The sequence below is a fragment of the Nonomuraea ceibae genome, assembly GCF_019396325.1.
In the GTDB taxonomy this organism is placed as follows: domain Bacteria; phylum Actinomycetota; class Actinomycetes; order Streptosporangiales; family Streptosporangiaceae; genus Nonomuraea; species Nonomuraea ceibae.
Map to the genome: position 1 here is coordinate 132,596 of NZ_JAHKRO010000003.1, position 13,744 is coordinate 146,339.

Annotated in this window: 15 protein-coding genes; 11 read left to right on the forward strand and 4 right to left on the reverse strand. The window is 71.5% G+C overall.

Annotated elements, in window-relative coordinates; all coding sequences use genetic code 11:
- Positions 1–171 precede the first annotated feature (171 nt).
- The 4 genes from KME80_RS03570 (at position 172) to KME80_RS03585 (ending at position 3,933) form a co-directional block, all read left to right on the forward strand.
- Positions 172–1,077, forward strand: a complete 906-nt coding sequence (locus KME80_RS03570) for an NADP-dependent oxidoreductase (RefSeq protein ID WP_219500195.1) — start codon at positions 172–174, stop codon at positions 1,075–1,077.
- A 137-nt stretch (positions 1,078–1,214) separates the two neighbouring features.
- Positions 1,215–2,294, forward strand: a complete 1,080-nt coding sequence (locus KME80_RS03575) for a hypothetical protein (protein ID WP_219500197.1) — start codon at positions 1,215–1,217, stop codon at positions 2,292–2,294.
- Positions 2,295–2,303: 9 nt separating this feature from the next.
- On the forward strand, positions 2,304–3,290 hold the full coding sequence (locus KME80_RS03580; RefSeq protein WP_219500199.1) for a sensor histidine kinase: 987 nt from the start codon (positions 2,304–2,306) through the stop codon (positions 3,288–3,290).
- A 16-nt stretch (positions 3,291–3,306) separates the two neighbouring features.
- Positions 3,307–3,933 (forward strand): response regulator, encoded by a 627-nt coding sequence (locus KME80_RS03585; protein WP_219500201.1) that lies wholly within the window; start codon positions 3,307–3,309, stop codon positions 3,931–3,933.
- A gap of 48 nt (positions 3,934–3,981) precedes the next feature.
- Here KME80_RS03585 and KME80_RS03590 read toward each other — a convergent pair whose 3' ends face one another.
- A complete protein-coding gene (locus KME80_RS03590; protein ID WP_246643896.1) occupies positions 3,982–4,848 on the reverse strand; it encodes an LLM class flavin-dependent oxidoreductase in 867 nt (288 codons plus the stop codon).
- Positions 4,849–5,066: 218 nt separating this feature from the next.
- On the opposite strand from KME80_RS03590, the gene KME80_RS03595 reads away from it, so the two are divergent.
- From KME80_RS03595 to KME80_RS03620, 6 genes are all read left to right on the forward strand, one after another.
- Entirely contained in the window at positions 5,067–7,169 is a 2,103-nt protein-coding gene (locus KME80_RS03595; RefSeq protein ID WP_219500205.1) for a hypothetical protein, read from the forward strand.
- Between the two features lie 54 nt (positions 7,170–7,223).
- The gene (locus tag KME80_RS03600) at positions 7,224–8,084 is read left to right on the forward strand and encodes an SDR family NAD(P)-dependent oxidoreductase (protein ID WP_246643898.1); all 861 of its coding nucleotides are present in this window, start codon (positions 7,224–7,226) and stop codon (positions 8,082–8,084) included.
- 10 nt (positions 8,085–8,094) lie between these two features.
- Positions 8,095–8,583, forward strand: a complete 489-nt coding sequence (locus tag KME80_RS03605) for a MerR family transcriptional regulator (RefSeq protein ID WP_219500207.1) — start codon at positions 8,095–8,097, stop codon at positions 8,581–8,583.
- A gap of 163 nt (positions 8,584–8,746) precedes the next feature.
- Complete coding sequence (locus KME80_RS03610) at positions 8,747–9,334, forward strand: RNA polymerase sigma factor (RefSeq protein WP_219500209.1); 588 nt, start codon at positions 8,747–8,749, stop codon at positions 9,332–9,334.
- The gene (locus KME80_RS03615; RefSeq protein ID WP_219500212.1) at positions 9,327–10,031 is read left to right on the forward strand and encodes a hypothetical protein; all 705 of its coding nucleotides are present in this window, start codon (positions 9,327–9,329) and stop codon (positions 10,029–10,031) included. The genes KME80_RS03610 and KME80_RS03615 overlap by 8 nt, the downstream gene beginning before the upstream one ends.
- Positions 10,032–10,250: 219 nt before the next feature.
- Positions 10,251–10,682, forward strand: a complete 432-nt coding sequence (locus KME80_RS03620; RefSeq protein ID WP_219500213.1) for a hypothetical protein — start codon at positions 10,251–10,253, stop codon at positions 10,680–10,682.
- A gap of 18 nt (positions 10,683–10,700) precedes the next feature.
- On the opposite strand, the gene KME80_RS03625 is transcribed toward KME80_RS03620, so the two are convergent.
- Positions 10,701–11,123, reverse strand: coding sequence for a MarR family winged helix-turn-helix transcriptional regulator (locus tag KME80_RS03625; protein ID WP_219500215.1), 423 nt, complete (start codon positions 11,121–11,123; stop codon positions 10,701–10,703).
- An 82-nt stretch (positions 11,124–11,205) separates the two neighbouring features.
- On the opposite strand from KME80_RS03625, the gene KME80_RS03630 reads away from it, so the two are divergent.
- Positions 11,206–12,015, forward strand: coding sequence for an SDR family NAD(P)-dependent oxidoreductase (locus KME80_RS03630; protein ID WP_219500217.1), 810 nt, complete (start codon positions 11,206–11,208; stop codon positions 12,013–12,015).
- A 339-nt stretch (positions 12,016–12,354) separates the two neighbouring features.
- Here the strand turns inward: KME80_RS03630 and KME80_RS03635 are convergent, their stop codons facing one another.
- Together KME80_RS03635 and KME80_RS03640 are read right to left on the reverse strand one after the other, a co-directional pair.
- Positions 12,355–12,759: a hypothetical protein gene (locus KME80_RS03635; protein ID WP_219500224.1), complete on the reverse strand. Its 405-nt coding sequence runs from the start codon at positions 12,757–12,759 to the stop codon at positions 12,355–12,357.
- Positions 12,760–12,874: 115 nt separating this feature from the next.
- A complete protein-coding gene (locus KME80_RS03640) occupies positions 12,875–13,615 on the reverse strand; it encodes a carbohydrate-binding protein (protein ID WP_219500226.1) in 741 nt (246 codons plus the stop codon).
- Positions 13,616–13,744: the final 129 nt, after the last annotated feature.

Here is a 13,744-nt window from a genome sequence, read left to right on the forward strand (position 1 = left end):
GGGACACACAGGACATTCATCCCGGCCGGGCGGTCCGGAACGATCACCGTGCAAGGCGTCGCCGCGTCCGCGACCGTCACGATGGCACTGGAGGCTCGCCGGGTCTGCCGGCGGCGCGAAACGGGCCACCGTTTAAAGTTGGACGCTCATCGAACTCTAGGGGAGTTGGGTATGCGTGCTCTGCGGATCGACCGCTTCGGAGATCTTGACGTGCTGGCGCTGGTCGACGTGCCGGAGCCCCGGCCGGCCGAGGGCGAGGTGCTGGTGCGGGTCATCGCCTCGGCCGTGAACCCGGTTGACGACAAGACGCGGGAAGGGGCCATCGGGGAGGGCACGCCGCCGTTGCCGATGACGCTGGGCTGGGAGCTGGCGGGGATCGTCGTCGACCCGGGCACGAGCGGGCTGTCCGTGGGCGAGCGGGTGTTCGGCATGTCGCACCAGCTCGCGACCGGGCGTGGCTCATGGGCCGACCTCGTCGCCATCCCGGCTGCCTCCATCGCCCAGGCGCCCACGTTGATCAGCCTGGCCGAGGCGGCGACCCTGCCCCTGCCGGGACTGACCGCGCTGCAGACCCTGGACTGGCTGCAGGTCGGCCAGGGAGACAAGCTGCTGGTGGCAGGTGCGGCGGGAGCCGTCGGCGGGCTCGCCGTGCAACTCGCGGTTGCTCGCGGAGCGCAGGTGGACGCGCTGGTGTCCAGGCAGGCGCAGGTCAAGGTGGTACGGGAACTGGGGGCCGAGCACGTCACCACCGACCGGACCACCCTGCCGGCGGGCGGCTACGACGCCGTCTTCGACACCTTCGGCGCCTTCGTCACCGACGCGGTGGCCGCCGGCGGCCGGTACGCCTCGATCGCCACTCAAGCCGGGCCCGTCCCCGACCTGTCGCATCGTCGGGTGCGCACCACGGTCAACCAGGTACGCGAGGACGGCCGCGGCCTCGCCGAACTCGCCGCGGCTGTGGACGGCGGGCGACTGAGGGCGCGGGTCGACGCGCAGTACGCCGTGCAGCACGTCAAAGCCGCGCACGAGCATTTCCGGCGGGGGAGCCTGAACGGGAAGATCGCGCTGATCTTCTGAACGGACCATCCGGGAAGGGCGCGCCGCCGCCCTCTGTCCTTTTGCAGAGGCGGTGGGGTGGACGCCGGGGAAGTTCTGCCGTTCGGCGGATAGGGCGGCGCGGGGCCGGGATCGAGGCTTGAGCCATGAGGAAGGTCATGGTGAAGTGGCCCCACTGGGCCGGGTACGCGGCGGCCGTCTGGGCGTTGGGCTACGGGGCGCTCGGGCTGTACTGGGCGCTCGGCGGCAGCGGGTTCCCCTTCGGCAGGAGCGATCCCGACTGGGAGCCGGGGCTGTCGGTGCTCGGGGAGGCGACCCCGGAGCGGGCGGGGCCGGTGATCGCGGTGCTCGGCGTGCTGGGGGCGGTCGCCGGGCTGGCGCTCGCGCGAGGGGTGCGGCGGGGCCGTGCCGTGCTGCTGGGGTTCGCCTGGGCGGCGGCGGTCGTCCTGACGGTGGTGGTCACCGACAACCGGGTGCTGATGCTGGTGGCCTATGCGCCGCTGCTGGCGGTGTTCGCCTTCACCGGGGTGCCGGGAGGGCAGCCGATGTCGGAGCTGGTGCCGTGGTCGCGGGTCAACCTGTTCGTCGTCCTGGTGGGCGGGCTGCTGTGGGCGATGGCGGCGCTGGCCTGCCAGCGGCGTACGGCGGCCAGGTGCCTGATGTGCGGGCGGGGCGCGTACGGGCCGGCACGCTGGGCCACGCCGCAGGCGGCGCGGCGCTGGGGCCGGTGGGCGGTGGTGGTCGCGGCGGCCGTCCCGGCCCTGTACGACGCCAGCCGCTTCGCCTGGGCAGCGGGCATCCCGCTGGGGATCACCGAGGAGTTCTGGCGGTGGCTGGACGAGTCGGGGCTGCGCTGGGGCGGGCTGTTCCTCAGCCTGATGGGGCTGGCCGGGGCGATTCTCACGCTGGGGCTCGTGCGGCGCTGGGGTGAGGTCTACCCGCGGTGGATCTGGTTCAGGGCGGGCCGGCCGGTGCCGCTCATGCTGGCCGTCGTTCCCGCCTCGATCGTGTCGGTGATCGTATTGTCGGGCGGGCTCACTTACTGGCGCCTGCGCATGGTGCGCGGGTTCGAGGACTGGGGCATGTGGGCGACGTGGTTGCCGCCGCTGACGTGGCCCCTGTGGGGCGTCGCGCTGGCCGCCGCCGCCCTCGCCTACTACCTGCGCCGCCGCGGGGTCTGCCGGGTGTGCGGAGGCGGTGCGCGCCGGGAAGCCGAGCCGGCGGCCGAGCGTGGTTAGGCTTTCGGCATGAGGGCGTACGGCGAGGCGGAGGGCCGGCGTGGTGACGCGGCACGCCGGCTCCCGGTGGCCTGGGGAGCGGGAGCCGCCGGGGCGCTCTCGCTGGCCGTCACGCTGGCGCATCCGCTGACCGGGACGGTCAGCGGCAGCGCGCCGTTGCAGGTGGGCGAGGTGTCGGTGCTCCTGGTCCTGACCGCTGTCACCGTCCGGCGCTCCCCAGGAGGGCGGGCGGCCGTGTGCGCGGGGCTGAGCGGGCTCGCGGTGGCCTTCATCCTGCTGCGGGCCGTGTGGCAGGGGCCGCCGCAGCTGGCGTTCGGCGCCTGTGCCGGGTGGGCGCTCGGCGCTGTGGCGGCCGTGGGGGCCGGGCTCTACCTGCGTGGGCTGGACGACAAGCGGCGGCGTGCGGTCGAGGAGGCCGAGCGGGCGCAGCGGCTCGGGCTCGCCCGTGACCTGCACGACTTCGTCGCCCACGACCTCAACGGCATGCTGGTGCAGGCGCAGGCCGCCCAGGTGGTGGCCGGCACGCTGCCGGAGCCGGTCGCCGAGGCGCTGCGGCGCATCGAGGACGCCGGGCAGCGGGCGCTGGCCTCGCTGGACCGGGCCGTGCACGCGCTGGGCGAGCGGGGGCCGGGGATCGAGGAGCTGGAGCGCCTGGCGGACGCGTTCTCGCCGGCCGTGCGGGTGGAGCTGGCCGTCGAGCCGGGCATGGCGGTACGCCACGAGGTCTCGTCGCTGGCCTACCGGGTGGTGACGGAGGCGCTGACCAACGTACGCCGGCACGCACCGCGTACCACGACCGTGCGGGTGGACATTCGTAAGGAAGGGGAGGTCCTGCGCGTACGGGTGGAGGACGACGGCGGGGGCAGGTCGCAGAGCACCAGAGCCGGCGGTTTCGGGCTGGCGAGCCTGGCCCACCTGCTGGAGGCGCGTGGCGGGAAGCTGGCGGCAGGCCCGGACCGGCGAGGCTGGCAGGTAACCGCGCGGATCCCCGCATGACGGCCGGCGGTTACGGATGACGACGCGGATTCTCATCGCCGACGACCAGGAGGACGTGCGGATCGGGTTCCGGCTGATCCTCGACGCGCAGCCGGACATGACCGTGGTGGGCGAGGCCGCCGACGGCGCGCGGGCGCTCGAGCTGGCCCGTCACCTGCGTCCCGATGTGGTGCTGGCCGACATCCGCATGCCGGGCCTGGACGGGCTGGAGGTCACCCGGCAGCTCGCCGCCGAGACCCGCGTGATCGTCGTGACCACCTTCGACCTGGACGAGTACGTCCACACCGCGCTGCGGGAAGGGGCGTGCGGCTTTCTGCTCAAACGGTCGGGCCCCACCCTGCTGGTGGAAGCGGTCCGCGCGGCGATGGCAGGTGACACGCTGATCAGCCCGCAGGTGACCCTCCGGCTGCTCCGGGGCCTGATCCGGACGGCCCCGCCGCCGCTGAAGGACCCGCTCACCGCGCGTGAGCTGGAGATCGCCCTTCTGGTGGCGCGAGGGCGCACCAACGCTGACATCGCCGCCGAGCTGGTCATCAGCCCGGGCACGGTCAAAACGCACATTGCGCATATCCAGCGCAAGGTGGGAGCCGCCAATCGGGTCGGCATCGCCGCCTGGGCCTGGAGCAGCGGTCAGGTCCGCTGAGCGCGGACCCGTCGAGCGGCTCGGGTCCTGGTTCGCGGGTCGCCTGCTTCAGGCGTCCCGGACATGGGTCAGTTGTGCTCTGGCCTCCGCGAACGCCTCCGCCTGCCGGGTCCAGTCCCCGCCGTCGAGGCTGAGCCCGACCGTGTCGGCGCCCGCCTCCGCGTAGGCGTGGAGGCGGTCCGCCACCTGTGCCGGGGTGCCGGTGACGGGTACGGCTGCCGCTTCCTCCGGGGCCATGCCGTGCACGTCCACCAGGATGCGGGTGAAGGAGGCGACGGCGGCCGGGTCGTCGACGAGGATCGCATGGCCGCCCACCGAGATCGTCGGAACCGGGCGGCCCAGCTCGTCGGCGATCTCGCGCAGCCGTGCCGCCTTCTTGCGCAGAGCCGCGGGGCTGATCAAGGAGGGCACCCAGCCGTCACCGAGGCGGACGGCGCGGCGCATCGCCGCCTCGGAGTTCCCGCCGACGAGGATGGGCGGGACCGGGGCGGCCGGGCCGAGAGTGACCTCGTCCTCGCCCAGTTGGGTCGCCTCACCACGGATCAGGCCGGGGAGCGCTTGCAGGGCTTCGTCGGCCCGGCGCCCCCGGCCCTGAACGGGCGCTCCGACCGCACGCCAGAACGGCGAGCCGGGGAAGCCGCCGATCCCTACGCCCAGGGTGACTCGGTTGCCCGACAAGTGCTGAAGTGTCTGTATCTGCGTGGCGATCCAGGCGGTCGGGCGCAGCGGGAGGCTGAGCACGCCGAACTCCAGCCCGATCGTGTCGGTCACCGTTGCGGCGGCGGACAGGACGAGCATGGCGTCGAAGCTCGGCGTCCCGTCTCCGACGATGAAGTCGGCCATGCCGAGCGAGTCGTAGCCGAGGTCCTCAAGGCGCTTCGCCATCGCGATGTCAGGCACGCCGGTCTTTGTCATGGGCAAGGTGGTGCTGATCCGCATGGTGATCCTCCTGGACGTTCGGACCGGAATTGCAGATCACGCTAGGAACTCAAGGCGGGTTGAGGTCAAATTGCGGGGCGCGTGGGGAGATCGTTCGCCGGGGGACGGAATTCCTCAAGGGAGGGAGTCCGCCTGTTCCGGGAACGGCCGGAATTGTTCAGTGAGTTGAAAGCGGGCCTGGTTGGATCTTCCGCATGGCAGAGAATTCCGGCGCGGTGGCGGACGTCTGGGCGGAACGCATGCGGGCCGCGCTGGTCGGAACGTCGGCATTGAGCATCGTGGGCACGCGCGTCCTACGCCACCTGTTCACGCTGATGGTGCCCACGACGGTGCTGTCGATCCCGGTCGGCCTGCTGGCGGCGGCGCTGTTGCCGATCGCGGCCGCCGGGCGGCTTCTGGTGGTCAACGGGCGGATCGACCTGGTCGGGGACGCGGATGTGCCGCTGTTCGCCTGGCTCGGCGTGCTGGTGCTGATCGGCGTGCCCGCCGCCGCGGTCGCCGGGGGCGCGACCATGCTCATGGCCGCGGGCCGGGTGCTGGGCTGGCCGGTGCCCTGGCGGTCCGCGCTCCGGGTGGCGGTACGTCGGGGGCGAGGGCTCACCGCGCTCGCCTTCGTCCAGGTCGCCTTCCTGGCACTGACGGCGGCTGCCGGGGTGGCGTTGACCGTGTTCGTGAACCCGTGGGCGGGCATCGCGGCGATCGTGGTCGTCGGACTGGCCCTGATGCCCGGCCTGCTGGCGATGCCCGCCATGCTGCTGGAGGAGCTGGGGCCGTTCGCGGCGCTGCGCCGGGCGTACCGGCTCGTGGCGACGATGCGGTTCACCTCGCCGCTCCTGCTGGCGATCGGCGTGATCATCCTGCCCGGCCTGGCCGCCGGCGGCTTCGACTGGGTGGCCGACCGCCTGCCCTATCCGGTGAACGTCGCGGTGAACTCGGCCGCCGCCGTCCTGCTGTCCGCGTTCCAGGCCGCCGTGCTCGCCGTGGTCTTCCTGAACCGCATCGCGAAGCAGTGGCACGAGGTGAGCCGTCCCGAACTGCGCGCCATCGTCGACCGGTTACCGGAGCGGGACGGAGCGCGTACCCGGACGGCACCGATCCTGGCGCTGCTCGTGCTGCCCGGCCTGGTGACCGGCGCCGTCGCCGCGGTGAACCCGCTGGGGTGGGTGGAGGTCTCCGACCACGTGGCCGCGTTGTCCCCGGCGGACGAAGCGGACGACGACGGCGGCGACCGCGGGCCTGTCGTGTGGTCGCGGGACCTCACGGCGCTGTACGTCTCTCCCGGGCCGAAGCTCGCGATGTACATGCAGGGCTTCGACGACGACGCGCCCAGGATGCTGACCTGCCCGGACCTCACCTGCGCCGACCTGGACATCTTCTACGCGGGCGACAACCGTACCGACCGGTTCGCCGCGACCGCGGCTCTGCCCGACGGCAGGACGGTGGTCGCCTCCTGGGACTGGGACCAGGCGGAGCGCAACTACCGGCTCCGCTTGGCGGCCTGCGACCAGGCCCGCTGCTCGGCTCCCGGGAAGCCGATCGCCTGGTGGTCCAAGGACGACGGGCAGTTCCTGTGGTCGAGGCTGGCGGTGGCGGCCCACCCGGGCGGCGTGGTCCTGGTTCAGGCCGACAGGCCCGACGACGCCAAGACGCTGACCTTCACCTCGTGCCGCGACCTCGCGTGCGCCGATCCGGTGCGGCATACCCCGGTACGGCTGAGGCGTGACATCGCGGGGACCACCGACAAGCACGCGTTGAAGGTCGCCTTCGGCCCGGACGGCCGGCCTGTCGCCGCCGTCCGTGACGGTGACAGCGGCGCGGTCTCCCTGGTGACCTGCGAGACAGCGGACTGCGCGTCGGCCACGGTGACCACACCGGGACCGCCGCTGACGGCAGCCGGGGCCCGGATGCGCGGCCTGTCCCTGGCCGTACGGCGGGACGGGCGGCCGGTCATCGCCTACGGGGACCCGGCAGCCGGCGCGATCAAGCTGCTCGACTGCCAGGACCGGGCCTGTTCCAGGGCGGAGAGCGCCACGCTCGCCGGGGATCGTCACGAGGACCCGCCCGGCCTGGTGCTCTCCGGCGACCGGGCGCTGGTGGCGACGTTCGCCGACGCGCACCTGGTCGTCCATTCCTGCCGGGGCACCGCCTGCCGGGCCACGAGGATCGCCAAGGCACGGAACGTCCCGGAGCGGCTGGCCATGTCCCTCACCGGCACCGGCCGGCCGGTGATCGCCTGGATCGACGCGAACCCGCGCGTGGACGAGTGGTCCCTGCGGGTGACCTCGCCCCTCATCTGACCGAGCCGGCGACGGTTTGCGTTTGAGCGCGCTCCAACGCCTAGCGTCCACGCCATGACAACACGGACTTGGATCATCACCGGCGCGTCCCGCGGATTCGGGCGCGCACTGGCGGAGGCGGCGCTCAAGGCGGGCGACCGCGTGGTGGCGGCGGTACGCAGGCCCGGGAGCGTGGCCGACCTGGCGGCCGAGTACCCGGACAGTTGCCTGGTCGCGGCGTTCGACGCCCGGGACGTCGCCGGGGCCGAGCGCCTCGTACGGGACAGTCTCGACCGTTTCGGTCAGATCGACGTGCTGGTCAACAACGCGGGCCGGGCCGTGGTCGGAGCGGTCGAGGAGGTCAGCGACGCGCAGTTGCGGGAGCTGATGGATCTGCACCTGTTCGGCCCTGCCGCGCTCATCCGCGCGGTGCTGCCCGCCATGCGCGAGCGGGGGACGGGGACGATCGTGCAGATGAGCAGCCAGGGCGGGCGGACGTCGTTCCCCGGCGTGTCGGCGTACTCGGCGTCGAAGTTCGCGCTCGAAGGCTGGTCGGAGGCCCTGGCCGGGGAGGTCGCGCCGTTCGGCGTCCGCGTGATGATCGTCGAGCCGAGCCGGTTCAGGACCGGTTTCAACGGGGGTGACGTGCTGGAGTTCGTCGAGCCGTCCGCGACGTACCGGGACCTGCTCGCCAACGTCCGGGCGGACATGGCCGGGACCGACGGCCGCCAGGAAGGCGACCCGGTGCGGGCGGCCGAGATCATCGTGTCCCTCGCGCACGGCGACGAGGTGCCGCTGCGGCTGCCGCTGGGGCGGGAGGCGGTCGAGCGCATCTCGGGCGCCTACCGGCGCGGCCTGGACGAGGTCGAGCGGTGGGCCGAGGTCGCCCGCAGCGCCGACTTCGCGGGTGTCCCCGCATCGGTACGGCCCGTCTAGGCTCGTGGTCATGGCTACCGACGAGCTGATGGCCAGGGCGCTGGCGGCGCTCGGGGACGATGGGCCGCTGTCGGTCGAGGCGATCCACCGCCTGGCCGACCTGGGCGATCTGCCCGAGACGATGACGATCGCCGAGGTCGCGGACCTTCTCGACATCTCGCCGCACACGCTGCGCTACTACGAGCGGGCCGGGCTGGTCGAGGTGGCCCGTGACGGCAACGGGCATCGCATCTACGACGCCGACGTGGTCCGGCGGCTGGTGTTCCTCACGCGGATGCGGCTGTCCGGCATGCCGATGCGCGACCTGCAGCACTACATCTCGCTCGTCGACTCCGGGGCGCACACGGTGCCGGAGCGGCTCGATGTGCTGGTCGAGCATCGCGACACCATCCGCCGCCGGATCCGTGAGCTCACCCTCTCCCTCACGGCGGTCGAGTACAAGATCGCCACGTACGGGGGCGCGACCGGGCCGGACGTCCAGGACCCCGGCCCGGCATGACCCCCTGACCAGGCATAGCCGACGGGATCCCGTCCGATCATCGCGATCGGGCGGGATTCGTCGTTTCAGGACCCCGGCGACGGCACCGGTGAACACTTCCGGCTCTCGTGACAAGACACAGATGACATCTCGAAGGGGGTCCCATGCTGGAAACAGATCATCTATGGTGACCGACACGTCACCAGCGGTGGTGGACTCCGAGATCATCGCAGGCTCGCTCGATGATCCGGAGAAGTTCGCCGCCCTGTTCGACCGCCATGCCGCGACGCTCTACCGGTACATCTCCTTCCGGCTCGGCCCGGAACTCGCCGAGGACCTTGTCGGGGAGACGTTCCTGATCGCCTTGCGCCGGCGCGACGCGTACGACAGCTTCTACCGCGATGCCCGGCCGTGGCTGCTGGGGATCGCGACCAGGCTCATCACCGGCCACCGCCGGACCGAGGTCAGCCGCTACCGGGCGCTGGAACGGCAGAGCCCGGCCCGGCCCGTCGAGGGGCCGGAAGAGGCGATCACCCGCGAGCTGACCGCCCAAGGGTCGCGGACGGTCCTGCTGAACGCGCTCACGCTGCTGTCGCGGGGCGACCGCGACGTCCTGCTGCTGGTCGCCTGGAGCGACATGACGTACGAGGAAGCGGCCCGCGCGCTCGGCATCCCGGTCGGCACGGTCAAGTCACGGCTCAACCGGGCCCGGCGCAAGGTCCGCCACACGCTGGGCGGAGTCAACCCATTGGAGGAGAACGATCATGGATGACCTGAAGACGCTCATCAAGGAACTGGAGCACGAGCCGCCCCGCTCCCTGGCCCGGCAACGGCTCCGGCTCGTCCGGGAGGCGACCGCGCCGCCGCCCCGGTTCGGTCGGCGCACCGGGCGGTGGCTCGCGATGGGCGCGGCCGTGGCGGCGGCCGTCGCGGTGGGCGTGGCCGTGCCTTCCCTGCTCGGTTCCGCCGAGCCTGCGTACGCCCTGACGAAGAACCAGGACGGATCGATCAACCTCAAGATCTACGACTTCCGGGACCCCGAGCACCTTGAGAAGGAGCTGGCCGATTGGGGGGTGCGGGCCGACATCACCTACCTGCCTCTCGGCAAGCGCTGCGGAAACAACCGGGCGCCCTTCCTCAAGGGTGACCACTTCGGCGCGACCAGGGAGGAGCTGTCGAGCAACGATGCCGCCACGCAGGCCAGGCTTCGGCAGAGACTGCAGAAGTCGATCTCGTACCAGGCGATTCGCCCGCAGGACGGCATCACCATCTACCCGCGCCACATCCAGCCGGGCCAGATCGCGATGATCGAGGTCAGCGAGAATCCGGTCACGCCCACGGTGGAGCGTCCCGGGGTCGCCTGGCAGTTCAGCGGGCGGCTGACGACCGGGCCCGTCGAGCCGTGCGAGGTCGTGGCGGACCCTTCGGCGGGCGACATCGGTGACGCCACGCCGCCGCCCGGCGGGTGATGCTCAGCTGAGGGCGGTCAGGGCGGTCTCGTCATGGACGCCCGCATGACGGCCGGCACCGTACGTGACGGCATGCGTACCCCGGCCATGTGGCTCAGCAGGGACGCCTGCCGGCCTTCTCCGGCGTGCGCGCCGAGACCACGCCGGCCGCGGGCTCCCTGCACCGGATCCGCACACACGCTGCGCGTCGTCCGCATACGGGTCTGCTTCGATGACGCCGTGACGGTGCGGCGAAGGCCACAGGCGCGTGAGGTCTACTGGGCGTTCGGCTGCGGGCTCTCCGCGGTCATCGCCCTGGCGTGCGCGACGTTCGGGACGTTCCTCGATATTCACCTGGTGGCTCGGGCGCAGCTCTACTGCCTGGGTGACCTGGGCTCCGGTGAGAAGTTCGCCGGCACGGGCTGGGCCCTGAGCAGGATCGTGATCTTCCCGGCCGTCTCGGTGCTGTCGGCGCTCGGCGCGCAGTCCTTCCACCTGCTGGCCCGGCTGCCGTGGCCGGCCGGGCGGGTGTGGCCGGGGGTGCTTCTGCTCGCTCTCACCGTCGCCGGCTCCGTCGCCGGGCCCGTGGCCATGACGGTGTACGACCTGGCGGGCGAGGGCACTCCCGGTGATTGCGTGCTTCCCTGGTGGCCCTCGTGGCTCCCCTCGTAGGCCACGACCGGGTCGGCCTCATCGCGCCCTGGTCAGCACGCGCTGGAGGATTTCGGCGAGCCGGCTCAGGTCTTCGGGGTCGCAGTGGGCGAACGGGGTTTCGGCGAGTGTGACGTCGATGACGCGTTCGCGTGCCTGCCGGCCTTGCTCGGTCAGCACCACGACCCGCGAACGCCGGTCGCCCGGGTCCACGGCGCGTTCCGCGTATCCGCGATCGGTCAGCTGGTTGACGACGAAGCTGAGGTTGGGCGCGTTGCAGAACAGGCGTTCCGCCAGGGCCTTCATCGACGGCGCGGGCTCCGCGGGGTCGATCGCCCAGAGCGCCTGGGCCGTCGCGTAGGTGAGGCGGAGCTCGTCGAGTGCCTTGGCGATGCGGTCACTGGTCAGCATGAAGAGCTCGTGGTTGGCCCGTACCACCTGCTCCAGCATCTGCCTCGTCATGCCGTGAGAGTACCAGTTTGTTTCGAGTCTCGAAGCTGATAGCGTCCATTTCGTTTGAGTCTCGAAGTAGATAGGAATGATCATGTACGGATACCGTGGCGTCACCGCGCTCGTCACCGGCGCGTCCAGAGGGCTCGGCACCGCCTACGCCCGCGAGCTCGCGCGGCGCGGGGCGAACCTCGTCCTCGTGGCCCGCTCCGGCGACGCGCTGGACCGGGTCGCCGGCGAGATCCGCCAGGCGCACCAGGTCGAGGTGACCCCGGTGGCCGCCGATCTCGCCGGGCCCGGCGGCGTGACGGGCCTGGTCGAGGAGCTGGACCGGCAGGGTCGTACGGTCGACCTGCTGGTCAACAACGCGGGCGCGGGCGCCGTCGGCCCGTTCCTGACCAGCTCGCTCCAGCGGAACGTCAGCTCGGTGGAGCTGAACGTCACCGCCCTGATGAAGCTGAGCCACGTGCTCGGCAGGCGCATGGTCGACCGGGGACATGGCGGGATCATCAACGTGGCCTCGACCGCCGCCTTCCAGTCGATGCCGTACCAGGCCAGCTATGCGGCGACGAAGGCGTTCGTGCTGTCGTTCACGGAGGCCCTCGCCGAGGAGCTGCGCGGCACGGGGGTCCGCGTCATGGGAGCCCATCCCGGGGCCACCGACACGTCGTTCTTCGACGGCACCTCCGCCACCATGAACCCGGCGTTCACCGACGCCCCCGAAGGCGTCGCGGCCAGAACCCTCGACGCCTTCGCCAAGGGCGCCGTCAACTCCTACCCGGGCCGTACGATCAACCGGGCGATGACCTGGGCGCCCCGCCTGCTGCCCCGCGTCACGGTCACCCGGCTGACCGGGCGCCTGAACCGGAGCCTCGGCCTCCACCGGGCCCAGGACCTCGGATAGCGGCGCTCAAGCCGCCCGGCGGCTCATGATGAGATCGGCGGGGATGCGTACCGGCAGGCACAGGGTCTGACCGTGCCGGTCGAACAGGTCGTCACGGGAGTCGAAGCAGCCCAGATCGGCCAGGACATGCCCGGACAGGTCACAGGAGGAGCAGGTGCTGCCATCCCAGCAGCGCCATCCGCCGGCTGCACGAACCCCGCCCCAGGCGCAGGGTCGTCGATTCGTTCATCGCGTACACCGGGCGTACGCGGGCCGCGATGAGCCGGTGGGCAGTGGTGAGGAAGGCGCGCTCTGTCTCAGGTGCGGCGTCGCGGATCGCGGGATCATAGCCGCGCTGCCCTATTTCTTCCCCTTGTGAATGCCGGCCACCATCACCGTCCAGCGGGCGTCAGGCGGCGCCTTGATGGTCAACGTGCGCGGTCTCGGTTTCTTGGCGGGGTAGTTGTCCAACGTGAACGTGGTATAGCCAGCGCTGCACCGCCGCGTCGTCCGGAAGCTCTCGCTGAGTACTATTGCCAGCTCCCCCCAGGAGCCGGTGCAGTCCACGGCCAGCTTGTACGAGTTCCCCACCTTCAGTTCGCCTGTCCAATCAGTCTCGCCGCTTTTGGCAATGTGGTGCAGCAGGACTTTCCCTTTCCGCTTCACCTCCTTGCGCAGATCGACCAACGGCCGCGCCGATGGGCTCTTTTCCGTAGGTACGGAGGCGCCCCTTACGCGCTCTGAGCAGGCGGTCAGCAGAAGCATGGCCGTGAGTAAAGCGACAGGAAACCGGGCGGATCGGCTGGAAAGAATCACGAAAGCACTCTAACGACGTGATGCACGCCGATAGGGGAGACCGTCTTTGCGTGCGGAAATCTGGTCAGGTGATTTCGATGTAGTCCAGTTCGGCGAACCTGGCGTGATGCTGGAAGCGCAGCGTGTTCCAGCCCTGGTTCAGCTTCACCGGGAGCGAGGCGGTCGCCCAGGTTCCCCAGCCGAGCGCGGGATATTCCAGGATTTGCCTGTCCTGGCCATTAACCGTCACGAAGTGGCGCGCGTGGCCGTCGCCGGCGCGGTAGCGCACGTGCGCGGTGTAGGTGCCGGCCTGGGGTGCCTGTACGCGGATGTCCACCCAGCTGTCGGGCTCGTTCAGATAGCCCATCGAGGCGCGGTTCGACGCGCCGTCGACACCGTTGAGCGGCACTGCCTTGTGGGGCACGCCCGCCTCGGCCTCGTAGCGGGGCGGGCCGCCCGGCAGCGCGACCCAGACGACGGCCAGCACGATCAGGGCCGCGGCGGCGGGGACGGTCGCGAGCAGCATGGTCGTACGACGTCGGGGGGCCGGGGTGACCGTGGGGGAGTGGACGGTGTCGGCAGGACGGTTCTGGAGTTGGGCGCGCAATCCCAGGGTCGCGATGACGAGCCCGGCCGCGCCGGTGAACATGCCGATCACGCTGGCCCGTTGGTCCAGCGCCTCCAGCACGTCCTCAGGCACGTGGAGCGGGTCGGTGAAGAACCAGGTCAGCGCCGAGACCCCCAGCACCGTGATCGCGGCGATCCGCACGGCCCGCCACGGCTGCGGACCGGCCGTCCGCCCCTGCTCTGCCGGATTCTTCGACATGGTTCCAGACTGCCCCTTCGATCACTCCTGGGTGCGCGTGGGTAGGGAGAATGTCACCCCCCGTACGTGGGATGGGCGGAGGTCGGGCGTTCTGGCATGGTGGGCGGGTGCGGGCGACTGCGGGTGATC